Annotated in this window: 15 protein-coding genes and 1 pseudogene; 10 read left to right on the top strand and 6 right to left on the bottom strand. The window is 72.9% G+C overall.

The window, feature by feature from the left end; all coding sequences use genetic code 11:
- The first annotated feature begins 24 nt into the window (after positions 1-24).
- A complete protein-coding gene (locus ABGB11_RS31360; RefSeq protein ID WP_347638738.1) occupies positions 25-1,521 on the top strand; it encodes a CYTH and CHAD domain-containing protein in 1,497 nt (498 codons plus the stop codon).
- Here ABGB11_RS31360 and ABGB11_RS31355 read toward each other — a convergent pair.
- Both ABGB11_RS31355 and ABGB11_RS31350 read right to left on the bottom strand, forming a co-directional pair.
- Positions 1,518-2,387, bottom strand: coding sequence for an NUDIX domain-containing protein (locus ABGB11_RS31355; RefSeq protein ID WP_347638736.1), 870 nt, complete (start codon positions 2,385-2,387; stop codon positions 1,518-1,520). The genes ABGB11_RS31360 and ABGB11_RS31355 overlap by 4 nt on opposite strands.
- On the bottom strand, positions 2,380-4,467 hold the full coding sequence (locus tag ABGB11_RS31350) for an RNA degradosome polyphosphate kinase (protein WP_347638734.1): 2,088 nt from the start codon (positions 4,465-4,467) through the stop codon (positions 2,380-2,382). The genes ABGB11_RS31355 and ABGB11_RS31350 overlap by 8 nt, the downstream gene beginning before the upstream one ends.
- A 197-nt stretch (positions 4,468-4,664) precedes the next feature.
- On the opposite strand from ABGB11_RS31350, the gene ABGB11_RS31345 reads away from it, so the two are divergent.
- Together ABGB11_RS31345 and ABGB11_RS31340 are read left to right on the top strand one after the other, a co-directional pair.
- Positions 4,665-6,149 (top strand): pentapeptide repeat-containing protein, encoded by a 1,485-nt coding sequence (locus tag ABGB11_RS31345; RefSeq protein WP_347638732.1) that lies wholly within the window; start codon positions 4,665-4,667, stop codon positions 6,147-6,149.
- 138 nt (positions 6,150-6,287) lie between these two features.
- Positions 6,288-6,593 (top strand): hypothetical protein, encoded by a 306-nt coding sequence (locus tag ABGB11_RS31340; protein WP_347638731.1) that lies wholly within the window; start codon positions 6,288-6,290, stop codon positions 6,591-6,593.
- Positions 6,594-6,664: 71 nt separating this feature from the next.
- Here ABGB11_RS31340 and ABGB11_RS31335 read toward each other — a convergent pair.
- Positions 6,665-7,591, bottom strand: a pseudogene (locus ABGB11_RS31335) (CU044_5270 family protein); the annotation flags it as partial.
- On the opposite strand from ABGB11_RS31335, the gene ABGB11_RS31330 reads away from it, so the two are divergent.
- The 6 genes from ABGB11_RS31330 (at position 7,473) to ABGB11_RS31305 (ending at position 13,071) form a co-directional block, all read left to right on the top strand.
- Entirely contained in the window at positions 7,473-8,714 is a 1,242-nt protein-coding gene (locus ABGB11_RS31330; protein WP_347638801.1) for a SpoIIE family protein phosphatase, read from the top strand. The pseudogene ABGB11_RS31335 and the gene ABGB11_RS31330 sit on opposite strands and share 119 nt — an antisense overlap.
- Positions 8,711-10,399, top strand: a complete 1,689-nt coding sequence (locus ABGB11_RS31325; RefSeq protein ID WP_347638729.1) for an ATP-binding protein — start codon at positions 8,711-8,713, stop codon at positions 10,397-10,399. Before ABGB11_RS31330 ends, ABGB11_RS31325 begins: the two co-directional genes overlap by 4 nt.
- Positions 10,392-10,829 carry a response regulator gene (locus ABGB11_RS31320; protein WP_347638727.1) on the top strand — a complete coding sequence of 146 codons (438 nt, stop codon included), beginning with the start codon at positions 10,392-10,394 and terminating at the stop codon, positions 10,827-10,829. Before ABGB11_RS31325 ends, ABGB11_RS31320 begins: the two co-directional genes overlap by 8 nt.
- A 96-nt stretch (positions 10,830-10,925) precedes the next feature.
- The gene (locus tag ABGB11_RS31315; protein WP_347638725.1) at positions 10,926-11,399 is read left to right on the top strand and encodes a MarR family transcriptional regulator; all 474 of its coding nucleotides are present in this window, start codon (positions 10,926-10,928) and stop codon (positions 11,397-11,399) included.
- Between the two features lie 153 nt (positions 11,400-11,552).
- Positions 11,553-12,368: a L,D-transpeptidase gene (locus tag ABGB11_RS31310; protein WP_347638723.1), complete on the top strand. Its 816-nt coding sequence runs from the start codon at positions 11,553-11,555 to the stop codon at positions 12,366-12,368.
- A 46-nt stretch (positions 12,369-12,414) separates the two neighbouring features.
- Positions 12,415-13,071, top strand: coding sequence for a choice-of-anchor P family protein (locus ABGB11_RS31305; protein WP_347638721.1), 657 nt, complete (start codon positions 12,415-12,417; stop codon positions 13,069-13,071).
- Between the two features lie 57 nt (positions 13,072-13,128).
- Here the strand turns inward: ABGB11_RS31305 and ABGB11_RS31300 are convergent, their stop codons facing one another.
- The gene (locus tag ABGB11_RS31300; RefSeq protein WP_347638719.1) at positions 13,129-13,542 is read right to left on the bottom strand and encodes an ATP-binding protein; all 414 of its coding nucleotides are present in this window, start codon (positions 13,540-13,542) and stop codon (positions 13,129-13,131) included.
- 120 nt (positions 13,543-13,662) lie between these two features.
- On the bottom strand, positions 13,663-14,040 hold the full coding sequence (locus ABGB11_RS31295; protein ID WP_347638717.1) for a hypothetical protein: 378 nt from the start codon (positions 14,038-14,040) through the stop codon (positions 13,663-13,665).
- Positions 14,041-14,144: 104 nt separating this feature from the next.
- Here ABGB11_RS31295 and ABGB11_RS31290 point away from each other — a divergent pair, with 104 nt between their 5' ends.
- Entirely contained in the window at positions 14,145-14,351 is a 207-nt protein-coding gene (locus ABGB11_RS31290; protein WP_021598327.1) for a cell division protein SepF, read from the top strand.
- Here the strand turns inward: ABGB11_RS31290 and ABGB11_RS31285 are convergent, their stop codons facing one another.
- Positions 14,352-15,023 (bottom strand): polysaccharide deacetylase family protein, encoded by a 672-nt coding sequence (locus tag ABGB11_RS31285; protein ID WP_347638714.1) that lies wholly within the window; start codon positions 15,021-15,023, stop codon positions 14,352-14,354.
- Positions 15,024-15,112: the final 89 nt, after the last annotated feature.

The raw sequence follows: 15,112 nt of genomic DNA, 5'->3' as shown, positions 1-15,112 counted from the left end.
TCGATCAGCCCGGAGGAGTAGAGCGTGACCGACAGGCATCTGGAGATCGAGCAGAAGTACGACGCCGCGGCCGCCTTCGCCCTGCCGGACCTGGACGGGCTGCCGGGCGTGGCGACGATCGCGGAGCCCGAGGTCCAGGAGCTGCACGCCACCTACTTCGACACCGGGGACCTGCGGCTCGCCGCCGCGAAGATCGCGCTGCGCCGGCGGCGGGGCGGGCAGGACGCCGGATGGCACCTGAAGGTGCAGGTCGGGCCGGACAGCAAGGAGGAGCTGCGGGCTCCGCTCGGCCGGCCGTCGGTCGTCCCGGCGCGGCTGGCGGGGCTGGTCGCGGCGCACACGCGCGGGGCGGAGCTGCGCCCCGTCGCGACGCTGGAGACACGGCGAACGGTCGTCCGGCTCCTCGGCCCGGACGGCGAGCTGCTCGCCGAGGTCGCCGACGACCTGGTGACCGGGCGCGGCGAGCAGGACGACGAGCCGCGGCACTGGCGGGAGATCGAGGTCGAGCTGGGGCCGGGCGGGACGCCCGAGCTGCTGAAGGCTGCCGGCAAGCGGCTGCGGAAGGCCGGCGCGAAGAAGGCCACGTCGTCCTCGAAGCTGGGGCGGCTCCTCGGTGCCGCCATCGTGCCGTCGGAGGCGGCGGCGCAGCGCGCCGCGGCCAGGTCGCGCCTCACCGCGGCCACCTCCAACGGGAAGGCGCCGTCGATCACCACGGGCGACGTCGTGCTGGCCTACCTCGCCGAGCAGGTCGAGGCGATCCTCCGGTACGACCCGAAGGCGCGGCTCGGCGAGGAGGACGCCGTCCACCGGATGCGGGTGGCGGTCCGCCGGACGCGGAGCGCCCTGCGCAGCTACCGCCCCGTCCTCGACACCGAGCGGACGGTGGAGCTCGGGCCCGAGCTGCGGTGGCTGGCGCAGGTCCTCGGCGAGGTGCGCGACCTCGAGGTGCTGCGCATGCGGTTCCGGGACGCCCCGGCCTTCCTGCTGGACGACCTGCGGCGGCGGGAGGCCGCCGCGTACCGGCGGATGAACGCGGCCCTGAAGGATGAGCGGTACTTCACGCTCCTCGACGAACTCGACCGGCTCGTCGCCGACCCGCCGTTCGCGATGGGGGCGGAGCGCAAGGCCCGCAAGGAGCTCCCCGGGCTCGTCACCCGCGCGTGGGACCGGATGGCGAAGGAGTACGGGTCGATCAGGACGGCCCGCGACCCCGACTACGCGCGGCACGAGACCCGCAAGGCCGCCAAGCGCGCCCGGTACGCCGCCGAGCTGGCGGTCCCGGTGCTGGGGGTGGCGGCGAAGCGGGTCGTGAAGGACGCCAAGCGCATCCAGGAGGTCCTCGGCGACTACCAGGACGGCGTGATCGCGATGGAGCACCTGGAGAACGCCGCCGGGCGCGCGAGGACGACCGGGGAGGCGTTCACGCTCGGCGCCCTCTACGGCAAGGAGAAGTGCCAGGCCGAGGCCGCCCGGGACCGGCTCGCGACCACGTGGTCCCAGACGCTCGGGCCCTCGTTCTAGGGCCCGTGCCGCTCCAGGGCGGCCATCGAGCCGCCCGCCAGGTGGGCGGTCCAGAACTCGCCCTTCCGCAGCTCCGGGTTCTCCGGCACGTCCTCGCCCAGCTTCCTGCACAGCCCGCCGACGAGCTCGGAGACGATCTCGCCGTGCGTGCAGACGACCGTCGGTTCCCCGGCCAGGGCGAGCAGCCGCTCCACGGCCTGCTCCGGGTTCGTGTCGCCGACCGTGAACGCCGGCTCCGTCACGATGGACGTGCGGGCCAGGCGCGCGTAGGGCAGCACGGTCTCCAGGCAGCGCGCCGTCGTGGAGCTGACCACCCGCATGGGCCCGTAGGAGTGCAGCAGGGCGGCGAGGCCGGCCGCCTCCGCGCGGCCCGTCTCGTCCAGCGGGCGCAGCTCGTCGGCCTCCCGCCACGCCTGCTTCTCCCCCGCGCTCGCGTGCCGCAGGATCACGAGCGGCGACGTGCGGGCGGGGCCGCTCAGGAATCCGCGCAGCAGGTCGACGTCGTGCCGGTAGCTGAGCCTGGCCTCCGCCTCGTCAGGGGGCAGCCAGACCAGCTCGTCCACCTCGTCGTTGGGGGTGAACGCGCTCTCGGCCGCCGGGCGGGCGGCCCAGTACTCGACCTCCTTCACGCGGTCCCCGACCGGGTAGGTGATGGTCGGCAGCCGGCGCCCGAGGCGCGGGACGATGCCCGTCTCCTCCTCGGTCTCGCGGACGGCGGCCCGCAGCAGGTGCTCGCCGCGGTCGGCCTTGCCCTTCGGGAACGACCAGTCGTCGTACCTGGGGCGGTGGATCAGCGCGACCTCCGGTCCGTCGCGCCACAGCAGGGCGCCCGCCGCCTGGATGACGCCGGGCCCGGGGTCAGCCATCGATCGTCCTCCAGCGGCGGGTCTTGACGAGATGGGTCTGGATGTCGAGCAGGGTCTCGCCGGGGCGGGGCCGGTTCCGCGTCCAGGTGCCGTCGCCGGCGAGCGTCCACGCGTGGGTGCCGTCGTCCATGGCCCGGTCGAGCAGGGCGAGCAGGTCGTCGCGCTGCGCCCGGTCGGTGACGGTGACGAGCGCCTCGACGCGGCGGTCCAGGTTGCGGTGCATCAGGTCGGCGCTGCCGATCCACACCTCGGGCTCGCCGCCGTTCTCGAACGCGAACACGCGGGAGTGCTCCAGGAACCGGCCGAGGACGCTGCGCGCCCGGACCAGGTCCGACAGGCCGGGCACGCCGGGACGCAGCGCGCAGATGCCGCGGACCCAGACGTCCACCGGCACCCCGGCCCGCGACGCCCGGTACAGCGCGTCGATGATCACCTCGTCCACCAGCGAGTTGCACTTGATCCGCACCCGCGCGGGGTGTCCGGCCCGCCGGTTGTCGATCTCGTGCTCGATCCGCTGGACGAGCCCGGACCGCAGGTTGTTCGGCGCGACGAGCAGCCGGTTGTAGGAGCTCTGCCGCGAGTAGCCGGTGAGGTGGTTGAACAGGGCGCTGACGTCCTCGCCCACCTCGGGGTCGGCGGTGAGCAGCCCGAAGTCCTCGTACAGGCGGGCGGTCTTCGGGTGGTAGTTGCCGGTGCCGATGTGGCAGTAGCGGCGCAGCTGGCCCTCGTCGTCCTGCCGGACGACGAGTGCGAGCTTGCAGTGCGTCTTCAGCCCGACGAACCCGTAGACGACGTGGCAGCCGGCCGTCTCCAGCTTGCGCGCCCACGCGATGTTGGCGCGCTCGTCGAACCGGGCCTTCAGCTCGACGACGACCACCACCTGCTTGCCCGCCTCGGCGGCGCTCATCAGCGCGTCCACGATCGGGGAGTCGCCGCTCGTCCGGTACAGCGTCTGCTTGATCGCGAGGACGCGCGGGTCGGTCGCCGCGTCCTCGATCAGCCGCTGGACGGTCGTGGTGAACGAGTCGTACGGGTGGTGGACGAGGACGTCGCGCTCGCGGATGGCGCTGAAGATGCTCGCGTCCTCAGGAAGCGCCTCCTTGGACGGGACGAAAGGGGGGTACTTCAGCTCCGGCCGGTCGAGGTCGGCGATGGCCGCGAGCCCGCCGAGGTCGAGCGGCCCGGCGACACGGTAGATCTGCCCCTCGTCCACCGCCAGCTCGGAGGTGAGCAGCTCCAGCACCCCCTCGGAGATCGACTCCTCGACCTCCAGGCGGACGACCGGGCCGAACCGGCGGCGCAGCAGCTCGCGCTCCAGGGCCTGCAGGAGGCCCTCGCTGATGTCGTCGTCGATCTCCAGGTCCTGGTTGCGGGTGACGCGGAACGCGTGGTGCTCGACGACCTCCATGCCGACGAACAGCTGCCCGAGGTGCGCGGCGATGACGTCCTCCAGCGGCGTGAACCGGTCCGGGGACGCCTCGATGAAGCGCGGCAGCAGCGGCGGCACCTTGACCCGGGCGAACATCGTGGCGTCCGTCTCCGGGTCGCGGACGATCACCGCGAGGTTCAGCGACAGGCCCGAGATGTAGGGGAACGGGTGCGCCGAGTCGACGACGAGCGGGGTGAGGACGGGGTAGATCCGGTCGCGGAAGAGGCGCCGCAACCGCTCCTGCTCGGTCTCGGCCAGCTCGTCCCAGCGCAGGATGTCGATGCCCTCGTCGGTGAGCGCGGGCGCGACCTCGTGGCGGAAGCAGGCCGCCTGCCGCAGCATCAGCTCGTGCGCGACCTCCCCGGTGCGGGCCAGCACCTCGCGGGGCTGCCGGCCGCTCGCGGACTGCACGGCGAGCCCGGTCGCCATCCGGCGGGCGAGGCCGGCGACGCGCACCATGAAGAACTCGTCCAGGTTGCTGGAGAAGATCGAAAGGAAGCGGACGCGTTCGAGCAGCGGGAGGTCCGGGTCCTCGGCCAGCTCCAGGACGCGCTGGTTGAATCTCAGCCAGCTCTCCTCCCGGTCGAGGAAGCGGTCATCGGGCAGCGCTTCGGACTGCTGGGGGAGGTGTTGTCCCGGATTAACGGTCATGCCGTAATTTTCCCTGGTTAAGGTGAACGACAGTGGAACTAGCGGCCTTCTCCGACGTATCAGATACGTCGATCATGCCCGCGGTTCCCGCAGATCACTCCGGCTTCCCCGACCGAGCGGGACCTGGCCTGCGGGTTGTAACGACCTGACTACAAAGAGGGTTCACGGAACCTTCACGTGTGGGTAAAAGAAGAGTCGTGACCCATCACGAGCCTTCCCTGCCGACGGTGTTCTGGCCACGCTGCCGGGCCGTCCACGGCTGCACCGGACGGGCGGCCGGAGAGACGGGAGGCTGCGCCGCTCACCTGCGCCCCCGCGAGTTCGAGAAGTTCGTGGGCGCGCTGCGTCCCGGCGCCGACCTCGACCTGCGCGGCGTCACCGTCACCGCCTGGCTGCTGAACGCCGTCCTGGACGCCGTCACCGGCCCGGACGGGCGCCCCCACCTCGGCCGGACGCGCTTCGACGGCGCCGTCCTGACGTCGGACGCGGGCATGCGCGGCTGCTGCGTCGAGGGCGACAGCTCCTTCGACGGCGCGTGCTTCCTCGGCGGCGTGTCGTTCTACGACGCGCGCTTCTTCGGCAACGTCTCGTTCCGCGACGCCCGTTTCGGACGCAACGTCTCCTTCCACGAGGCCCGCTTCCACCGGCACGCCTCGTTCGAAGAGGTCGTCTTCAGCGGCGACGCCGTGTTCGGCGAGACGAGATGGCACGCCGACGCCGCGTTCCGGCGCGCCGTTTTCATGGGCGCGGCCAGCTTCGACCGCGCGCGCTTCGGACGGGACGCGGCGATGCAGGCGGCCTGCTTCGGCGGCCCGGTGTCCTTCAAGCGCGTCCAGGTGACCCGGCACGCCCACTTCGAGCGGACGCGGTTCCGGCACGGCATGTGCCTCGGCCCGCTGGTGGCGGGCGGCCTGATCGGGCTGACGGACGCGGCCGTCCACGGCGCCCTGCGGGTGCACGCGGCGGCGCGGCTCGTCACGGTCCGCGGCGCGACCGTCCACGGAGACGCGGTGTTCCGGCTGCGGCACGCGGAACTCGACCTGGAGGAGGTCGTGTTCGAGGGCCCGGCGACCGTCCGGTCCCTGCCCCACCCGATCCAGGGGCTCACCGAACCGCCGTGGGGCGGCCCGGCCGCCGTCCGGCTCGTCTCGCTGCGCCGGGCGGACACGGCCCGGCTCGCCCTCGCCGGCGTCGACCTGAGCCGCTGCGGGTTCCTCGGGCTCCGGCGGCCGGACACGCTGAAGATCGGGCGCGGCTGCTCGTTCGCGACCGTCCCCGGGCGGCACCTCGGCCCGTGGCGCGGCGCCCCGCGGGCGGTGCTCGCCGAAGATCTCGCCCACGGCGCGGGCGGCTCCCGCGACATCCGGCTGCGGCCCCTCTACCTGGCGCTGGCCCGCGCCGCCGACGACCTGGACGAGGGCCGGCTGGCCAGGGACTTCCGCTACAACGCCCACGAGGTGCGGCGGCGCGGCGAGCGCGACCCCTGGCGCCGCGCGGGCCTGCACATCCTCTGGCTGACCTGCGGCTACGGGCTGCGCGCCGGCCGCGCCGTCGTGTGGATCGTGGTCATCGCGGCGCTCGTCTGCTCGGGCGTGTCACTCGCCCGCCACGAGGGGAGGCCGCGGCACGCCAGCGGCCGGGCGCCCACCACCGCGTGGCGCCAGCCCGCCCATCGCACATGATCTGCACTGGCACATGATCTGCACGAGCACATGATCTGCACGGGCATGGCCGGGCACGGCCGGGCACGGGCAGATAACGGCGGCCTCTCGAAAGGTCGCGGGGTCGTTTTGTCAGACCCCTGGGTAATGATTCTTGTTATGAGCAGAGACACCCATCCCGGGGTGCAGTGCCCGCACTGCCAATCGCATCTCGCGCTCGTCCCCGTGTCCGGAAACTCCGCCGCCGCCGCACCCGCCCCCGTCCTGCCGATCGTGCCGAAGGAGGAATGGCAGCCGCCGCCCGTCGCCGAGGTTCTCGCCGTTTACGCCGGGCGCGCCAAGGACACCAGGACCGCCGCCCGCGGCGCCGCCAAGGTCCGCGACAGCATGAACCGCGCCAGGGCCGCCGCCGCGCAGCGCAGGGCCGCGCAGAAAGCCGCCCGCCGCACCCCGAAAAGCGCCTGATCACATCCCGGCCACTAACACCGGGAGAAGGGACGGCACCGGCAGGCGGCACCGTCCCTCCGCCAGTGGCGTCAGCGCGGCCGCGAATCGGTCCAGCCGGTCGTGAGCGTGACCGTGGAATTCATCGTCGAACCGGCGGGGAGCGCCGCCCCGGCCGCCGGCTTCACCATCACGTTCCGGCTGGCCAGCGCCGTACCGGTGGGCACATCGATGATCAGCTCATGCCGGATCACGCCGGCCCGCGTCTTCTCGTCCAGCGCGGTGGCGTCCCCCGTCCGCCCCTCCGGATCGGTGACCTTCCCGAGCGACCGCACCTCCGGCAGCCCGGCCAGCATCCGGAACGCGGCCGCGCGCACGGCGGGCTTCACCGGCATGTCCATCACCAGGCCGCGCGCCACGGTGTAGAGCCACTCGCCGGAGTCCATCGGCCGGCCCGACTCGGTGTCGTGGCCCTTGTACCAGCGCAGCAGTTCCGCCTTGAGCCGCGCGGGGTCGGACGGCAGCGAGCGCAGGTCCTTCATCGTCACGTTCCGGCCCAGCCAGAACACCTTGTCGCCGTCGACCAGCGGCGAGCCGCTGACGTGGCGCTCGCCCGGCGCGGTCGTCGCCATGAACCCCTTGACCCGTCCCTTGCCGCCCGGCGCGACGGGAACCTCGACCCAGAACTCGTCCGGTGACCCGGCCTTCCGCCAGGCCGCCTCGTCCGCCTTCGTCGCGGGCCTCACGCCGAGGTTCTGCTCGGCGCCCCACGCCTTGCCGCCCGGCCTGCTCGGCGTCCAGCTCTCCGACCTGCTCCGCAGCGTGACGGCGTACCGGTCGCCGCCCTTCCCCGCCGTGAAGGTGCTGGACGAGATCGTCACCTGGTGCCAGTACGCCCGCATCCGCTCGGCCTGCCCGTCGGCCTGGCCGGCCGCCGCGAGCAGGACGGTCCGGGCGTCGAGCGCGACGGCCGGGCCGCCGCCGCTCCCCGGCCGCGGGCCGTCCCCGCCGGTTCCGCCGCCCGGCGACGCCTTCCTGTTCGAGGAGCTGCTGACCGAGGCGCAGCCCAGCCTGCGGATCACCGTCGCGACCACGCTGGCCGAGGCGCTCGCCGCGCTGCGCGCCGACATCCAGTGCGTCATCGTCGACCTGTCCCTCCCGGACGCGCAGGACCTCGACGCGCTCCACCAGATGCGCAGGCACGCCCCGTCCACCGCCGTCCTCGTGCTGACCGGGCTCGCCGACGCGCACGTCGGTGTGGAGGCCGTCGCCGCCGGCGCCCAGGACTACCTCGTCAAGCAGGACGTGGACGGCGCCCTACTCACCCGCGCGATCAGCTACGCGATCGAGCGCAAGCGCGCCGACGAGACCGAGCGCCAGCTCGTCGAGGCGCGGGCGCTGAGCCAGGAGAACGCCCGGCTGGAGCGCGGGCTGCTGCCCGTCCCGATCCTGCACGACCGTTCGCTCGGGCACCACACCCGGTACCGGCCGGGCCGCTACCGCGCCCTGCTCGGAGGCGACTTCCACGACACCGTGGAGACCGCGGACGGCACCGTGCACGCCGTGATCGGCGACGTGAGCGGGCACGGCGCCGACGAGGCGTCCCTCGGGGTCCGGCTCCGCATGGCGTGGCGTACGCTCGTCCTCGCCGGGCACACCGCCCCGCGACTGCTGAGCACGCTCGACGCGGTGCTCCGGCACGAGCGGTGGAGCGAGGAGATCTTCACGACCGTCTGCATGGCGACGATCGCGCCCGACCGGCGCAGCGCGCGGCTGCACCGGGCCGGGCACCCGCGCCCGCTGTTCTTCGGCCCGGACGGCGTCGACCCCGTCCCGGACGAGCCGCGCGGCCCGGCGCTCGGGCTGTTCCCCGACGCCGACTGGCCCGCCCTCGACCTGGAGCTCGGCGACTCGTGGGGCCTGATGCTCTACACCGACGGGCTGATCGAGGGCCACGCGGGCGACCTCGGCGACTACCTCGACCTCGCCGGCCTGGTCGAGCTGGCCCGTCCCGCGCACGCGGCCGGGCGGCGCGGCGAGGCGCTCGTCGACGGGCTCATCGCCGAGGCCGAGCGCCTGAACGGCGACGTCCTCGCCGACGACCTCGCCGTGCTGCTGCTGACCCGGGGGGCCGGCCGATGACCGAGGAGAGCCGGGACGGCGAGACCGGGCGGGAACCGCGGACCGCCGGGCCGGGGGTCGTGCTGCCCAGTGCCGGCATCCCGGAGGGGCACGGGCTCGGCCGGGTCCGGCTCGTCCAGATCTACCGGATCGGCGCGCTCGTCCTGGGAGTGCTGCTGCTGGCCGCGTTCGTCCAGGCCGGGCTCGCGCTGAACGGGAACACCCGGGCGCGGGACGTCCTCATCAACAAGGTCGACCCGGCGACGCTGGAGCAGTTCCGCCTGTCGACGGCCGTCACCACCCAGGACACGGCGATCCGCGACTACGCACAGGACGGCGGCGCCGAGCACGTCGCGCTGTACCGGTCCGCCGTCCGCAGCGAGGCGGAGTCGGCCGCGCGGATGCGCCGGCTCCTCAGCGGCGTGCCGGGCCACGAGGACGTCGACCGCCTCCTCGCCAGGACCACCGACGACTCGCGGACGTGGCGGGTCGAGTTCGCCGACCCGATCGCGGCCGGGCCCGGCGGCGGGAACCTGGACCCGGACGAGAGCAAGCGGGCGCGGCGGCTGCTCAACCAGGCGCGCGGCGACATGACGCCACTGCAGGCCGCCATCGTCAAGGTCCACGGGCAAGCCGCCGATGACCTTCGGTCCCGCGCGCGCACGGCCCAGTACTCGATGGTGGCCGCGCTCGTCATGGTCGTCGTGGCGGCGCTGCTGCTGGCCCTGCTGTTCAGCCGGACCGTGCTGACACCGGTCTCCATGCTGACCGGCCGCGTCCGGGCCGTGTCCCAGGGCGACTTCGGGCACCGGCTCGCCGACGTCCCGGGCCCGGCGGAGATCAACGAGCTGGCGGCGATCATCGACGCGATGCGCGCCCGGATCATCGACGAGTGGCGGGCCAGCGAGGACAAGACCCGCCGGCTGAACGAGCAGACGGAGGCGCTGAACGAGCAGACCGAGGAACTGCGCCGCTCCAACGCCGAGCTGGAGCAGTTCGCCTACGTCGCGAGCCACGACCTCCAGGAGCCGCTGCGCAAGGTCGCGAGCTTCTGCCAGATGATCGAGCGCCGGTACGGCGACCAGCTCGACGAGCGCGGGCGGCAGTACATCGCGTTCGCCGTCGACGGTGCCAAGCGCATGCAGGCCCTCATCAACGACCTGCTGAGCTTCTCCAGGGTGGGGCGGATGGCGCGGCCGGAGGAGGCCGTCGCCCTGGACGAGGTCGCCCGGCAGGCACTGGACAACCTGGCGACCCTCCGCGAGGAGACCGGCGCCGAGGTGGACGTCGCCGAGCTGCCGGAGGTGCCCGGCGACCGCACGCAGCTCGTCCAGCTCTTCCAGAACCTCGTCGGCAACGCGATCAAGTTCCGGCGCCCGGACGCGCCGCCCCGGGTCGCGATCGGCGTCGACCGCGACGGCGACGAGTGGGTGTTCCACTGCACCGACAACGGCATCGGGATCGAGCCCCGGTACGCCGACCGCATCTTCCTGATCTTTCAGCGGCTCCACCCGCGCGACGAGTACACCGGGACGGGCATCGGCCTGGCGCTCTGCAAGAAGATCGTCGAGTACCACGGCGGCCGGATCTGGCTCGGCACCGACGGTCCGGACGACACCCCCGGCACGACCTTCCACTGGACGCTGCCCGCGCGGCCGTCCGCCGACAACGCTGACAACGCCGACAACGGAGACACGGATGAATGAAGGCCCGCGCCCCATCGAGGTCCTGCTGGTCGAGGACGACCCCGGCGACGTCCTGCTGACGGTCGAGGCCTTCGAGCACAACAAGGTCAACAACTCGCTGCACGTCGTCAACGACGGCGAGCAGGCGATGGCCTTCCTGCGCCGGGAGGGCGAGTACGCGGACGCCCCGCGCCCGGACCTGATGCTGCTCGACCTGAACCTGCCGCGCAAGGACGGCCGCGAGGTGCTCCAGGAGGTCAAGGACGACGACGAGCTGCGCCGGATCCCGGTCGTCGTCCTCACCACGTCCGAGGCGGACGAGGACATCCTGCGCAGCTACCACCTGCACGCCAACGCCTACGTCACCAAGCCGGTCGACTTCGACCAGTTCATCTCCGTCGTCCGCCGCATCGACGACTTCTTCGTCACCGTGGTCAAGCTCCCGCGCTGACGCCCGCCTCACCGGCGCCCCCACGTGCCCGTCCCGGCGGCCGGACCCCAGGGTCCCGGTATGCCGCGGACGGCGTCGTGTGTAACAGTGGAGGGCATGGTGGACACGCCGGGTGAGCAAGCCGAGGACTCCGCCGCCGCGCTCGACGACGCGGCCTCCACCCTGATGGACGTCTGGTCGCGCGCCCACAACGCCGCGGACGTGCCCGTTCCCTCCGCGCAGTTGCGCGCGCTGTTCGTGCTGGAGCGCGGCCCGGTCAACATCAGCCACCTCGCGGGCACGCTGGGCGCCCTGGTGTCGTCGGCGAGCCGGCTGTGCGACCGGCTGGAGGCCGCCGGCCTGCTGACCCGAGACCCGGGGCGCGACCGCCGCGAGGTGACCGTCCGGCTGAGCCCGGAGGGGCAGGCGCTCCTCGACCGGCTCCGGCTGCGCCGCCGCGCGGACCTCACCCGCGTGCTGGCCGCGATGCCGGCGCCCGCGCGGGCCGCGCTGCTGTGGGGGCTCGCCGAATTCCACGACGCGGCCTCCAGGCGCGACGGCGAGGACGGCTCGGTCTCCATGCTCGTCTGACCTGTCCCATGAATCCGCTTTTCCCGGCTTAGTCGCGACGCTCCACAAAGAGCCAATAAAATCAAGGCTTATCGACATTTACATTCGCGAGTTCCGGCGCGTTTTTCGCCATTACCGCTACGGACGCCTTCACCACTACTAACATCGCGGGCCATGGCGACAACAATGGCCCCGCGGCATTCCGCCCGCGCCCTCACGGCGGGCGGGCTCACCGCCGTCCTGGTGCTGTCGCTCGCCGGCTGCGGCGAGGCGTCCCGGCAGAACACGGCGTCCGCGGGCGGAGGGCGGAGCGGCGGCCCGGGGGCGGCGGGAGCCGCCAAGGTCCCCGAGGCGACCACGTTCACCACGATCTCCGGCGCCCCCAAGGACGACGCGCCCGACGACACCACCGACGGCCTGGTCGCGCACCCGGCCACGGCGGCGGCGGTGTTCGACCGTCCGGGCGGGCGCCGGATCGCCACCCTCCCCACCACCGAACTGGGCGGCCCCACCTGGGTGCCCGTGGTGGAGAGCTCCGGCGACTGGCGCCGGGTGCTGCTGCCGAGCCGTCCCAACCAGGCGAGCGGATGGATCTCCGCCACCGGGCTGAAGACGGCGCACACGCCCTACACCGTCCAGGTCGAGCTCGCCCAGAGGCGCCTCACCCTGCGCAGGGCCGAGCGCGCGGTCGGCCGGTGGAAGGTCGCGGTCGGCGGCGCGAAGACCCCGACACCGCGGGGGCGGACGTTCGTCATGGCGAACCTCGCCCCGGCCAAGAAGACGCCGAGCCCGACCGTCCTGCCGCTCGGCGCCCACTCGGCGACCCTCGACACCTTCGGCGGCGGCCCCGGCACCGTCGCGCTGCACGGCTGGCCCGACGCCTCGGTGTTCGGCCAGGCCGTCACGCACGGCTGCGTCCGGGTGCCCGCGGACGCGCTGAAGGCCCTGTCCCGCGTCCCGCTCGGATCACTGGTGCTCATCACGGCCTGACCGGCCGCGACGCACCCCCAGCTCTCTCAAGAATCGGAGTACGTTCATGCGTCACACCCATCTCGCCAAGCGCCTCGCCACGACCGGACTGCTGGCCGCCGGCCTCGCCGCGCCCGCCGCACCCGCCCTCGCCTCGGCCCCCGACCTCGCCGCGGCGCCCGGGGGCGAGGGCTCCGCGTACGGGCTGACGGTCACCGGGCCGGTGGCCGTCCCGCCGGTGCCCGCCGTCGCGTCCCGCACGGGCACGGTCAGCAAGAGCCTGCTGCGGGAGAACCGCACCGGGCTCGTCTCGGCGTCCGCGCTGGACGTGAAGGCCTCCGCCGCCCGCGCCAGCTCGACCGTCGCGCGGGTGGCCGTCCCGAAGGCCAAGCTGCTGGCCAGCGCGGTCTCCGCGAAGTGCACCGCCGGGCGCGGCTCGGCGCACCTCGCGCACGCCGTCCTCGCCGGCCGCCGGCTGGACGCCTCGCCGCCGCCGAACACCACCGTCCCCGTCGACGTGGACGGCCTCGGCCGGACGTCCCTCGTCCTCAACAAGCAGCAGCGCACGGCCGACGGCCGGCTCGCCGTCACCGCCATGGAGCTGAACCTGCCCGGCGGCAAGGGCTCCGTCCGGGTCGCGTCCGCCACCTGCGGGCGCGCGACCGCCCCGGCCGAGGCGCCCGCCCCGACCCCGGTCGAGCACGACCTGCCCGTCACCGGCTGACCGGTGCCCGATGCGCGGCCCGGTGGGCAACAGCCCGCCGGGCCGTCTCCATTCCGGTCAGCCCGCCAGCGATTTCTCGAAATGCACGACCGAGCCACTGGTCCGATCCCCCGCAGCGATCCGCAGGTCCTCCGTGAACGCCCGCATCAGCCGCAGCCCCCGCCCGTGCTCGGCCAGCGGCGGCGCCTGCACGCCCTCCCAGCCGTTGACCCCTTCCGCCGCGTCGTCCGTGCCCCCGTCGATGACGTCCACGACGCATCGCGCCCCGTCCATCCGCGCCCGGACCTCGTACTCCATTCCGGCCGCCGCGTGCTGAATGACGTTCGCGCACGCCTCGCCCAGCGCGAGCGCGATATCGGCACGGATCTCGGAACCCACTCCGAGCCCGCGGAGGGAGGCGTCGAGCGTGTGCCGCACCAGCGGTGCACTCTCGGCGTTCCTCGGCAGGGTCATTTCGAGAACGACCTCCATGCCAATCGCCTCCGTTCCCTCGACTGGCAGATTTCCCCTTGATCCTGATGGGAAACTCCAGCCACCGGAAAAAGAGATGACCGGAAGCGCCATTATTGGAACGCCGGGCGCTGCGCAACGCTACTCGTCGGCGCGGCCCGCCAGCCGCCGGGCGGCCGCCACCTGTTCCTCGTCCAGCCCCTGGTAGTCACGCTTCCGGTGCTGCTCGGCCTGGTCGTCGATCCATTTGCCGTGCGCCTCCCAGGCGGCCTGCTTGCTGACCCCGGTCGCCGCGCCGATCTGCGCCCATGACGCCCCGGCCCGCCGCGCCGACCGGACGGCGAGCTGCCGCCCGTAGACCGCCTTCCGCGCGATCACCTCGCCGAGCGCGAGCATTTCGAGCACCTCCTCGCGCCCGAGCGGCGACTCCCCGACGGCGTCCCGCACCCACAGCTCGTCGTACCTGGCCGCCGCGCTCGTCAGCGTGATGTCCCGCTCTATCGCATCTGGAGTGACCATGCCGCGAGTCTGCGCGTCAAGCCACCCTGACGTCAAGCCCTCTTGACGAACTTTCTCGGGCGCGGGTCCCTTGACCGGGGGCGCCGGACGGGCAGACTGGTGCGGTGGTCAAGTCACTGCGTCCCCAGAACTACAACGAGGTCCTGTACGTCGGGCACTTCTTCCGCAAGGGCGTCCCCGTGCTCATGGACCTGACGGACCTCACGGACGGCGACGCCAAACGGCTGGTCGACTTCGCCACCGGTCTCGTCTTCGGCCGCGGCGGCGCCCTGGACCGCGTCGACCGGAAACTCTTTCTCCTCCAGCCCTGATCAATCGAGATAGTCCTCCAACAGAGCGGGCTTCAGGTCCGCCCGCTCGGCCTGCCGGACGAATTCGGCCACGTCCGCGGCGAACGTCCGCCGGAAGTGCGCGAGGACGATGTCACCGGGCTTGAGCCGGTTCCCCACGGCGAAGGTCGTCCTGCCGCCGGCTATTTCGGCGCTCCAGTTCACGATGTGCGTGATGCCGCATTCGGCGGCGGCGTCGGCGGTGGCCTCGTCCCGGGCGCCATAAGGCGGACGCAGCAGTGTCGGGCGGCGGCCGAAATCCTTGGCGAGGTCGTCGGAGGCGCCGCAGATCTCGTGGCGCTGCGCATCGCGCGGCATGCCCTCCAGATTCGGATGGGTGAGGGTGTGGTTCTCGACGACGGACCCGGTCTCGCGAGCCAGCCGGGCGAAGAATCCGGGGTCGGCGCGGACGTACTGGGCGGTGAGGAAGAAGGTTGCCTTGATCTTCGCGTCGCGCAGCGCCTTGACCATTCCGGGGTCGCGGGTGACCCCGTCGTCGATGGTCAGGAAGGCGACCCGATCAGTCGTCCGCACCCCGTAGACGGTCCTGTCCGGAGGGGGACCGGCGGCCGGTCTCACCGTGAAGCTCTCCGCGCCGCAGGCGAGCGCGAAAAGGGGAAGTGACACGATCGCGAGCCATTTCTTGGTCATCATGGCGGTCACGCTAGAAAGCGGAACCCTCGGGCCATTCACGCCTTTCCCTCGGCTACCCGGCGGTTTTCCGTAGGTTGTGTAACCGCGTC

This window comes from Actinomadura sp. B10D3, from assembly GCF_039871695.1.
Classification (GTDB): domain Bacteria; phylum Actinomycetota; class Actinomycetes; order Streptosporangiales; family Streptosporangiaceae; genus Spirillospora; species Spirillospora madurae.
This window is presented reverse-complemented; position numbering and strand designations above follow the sequence as displayed.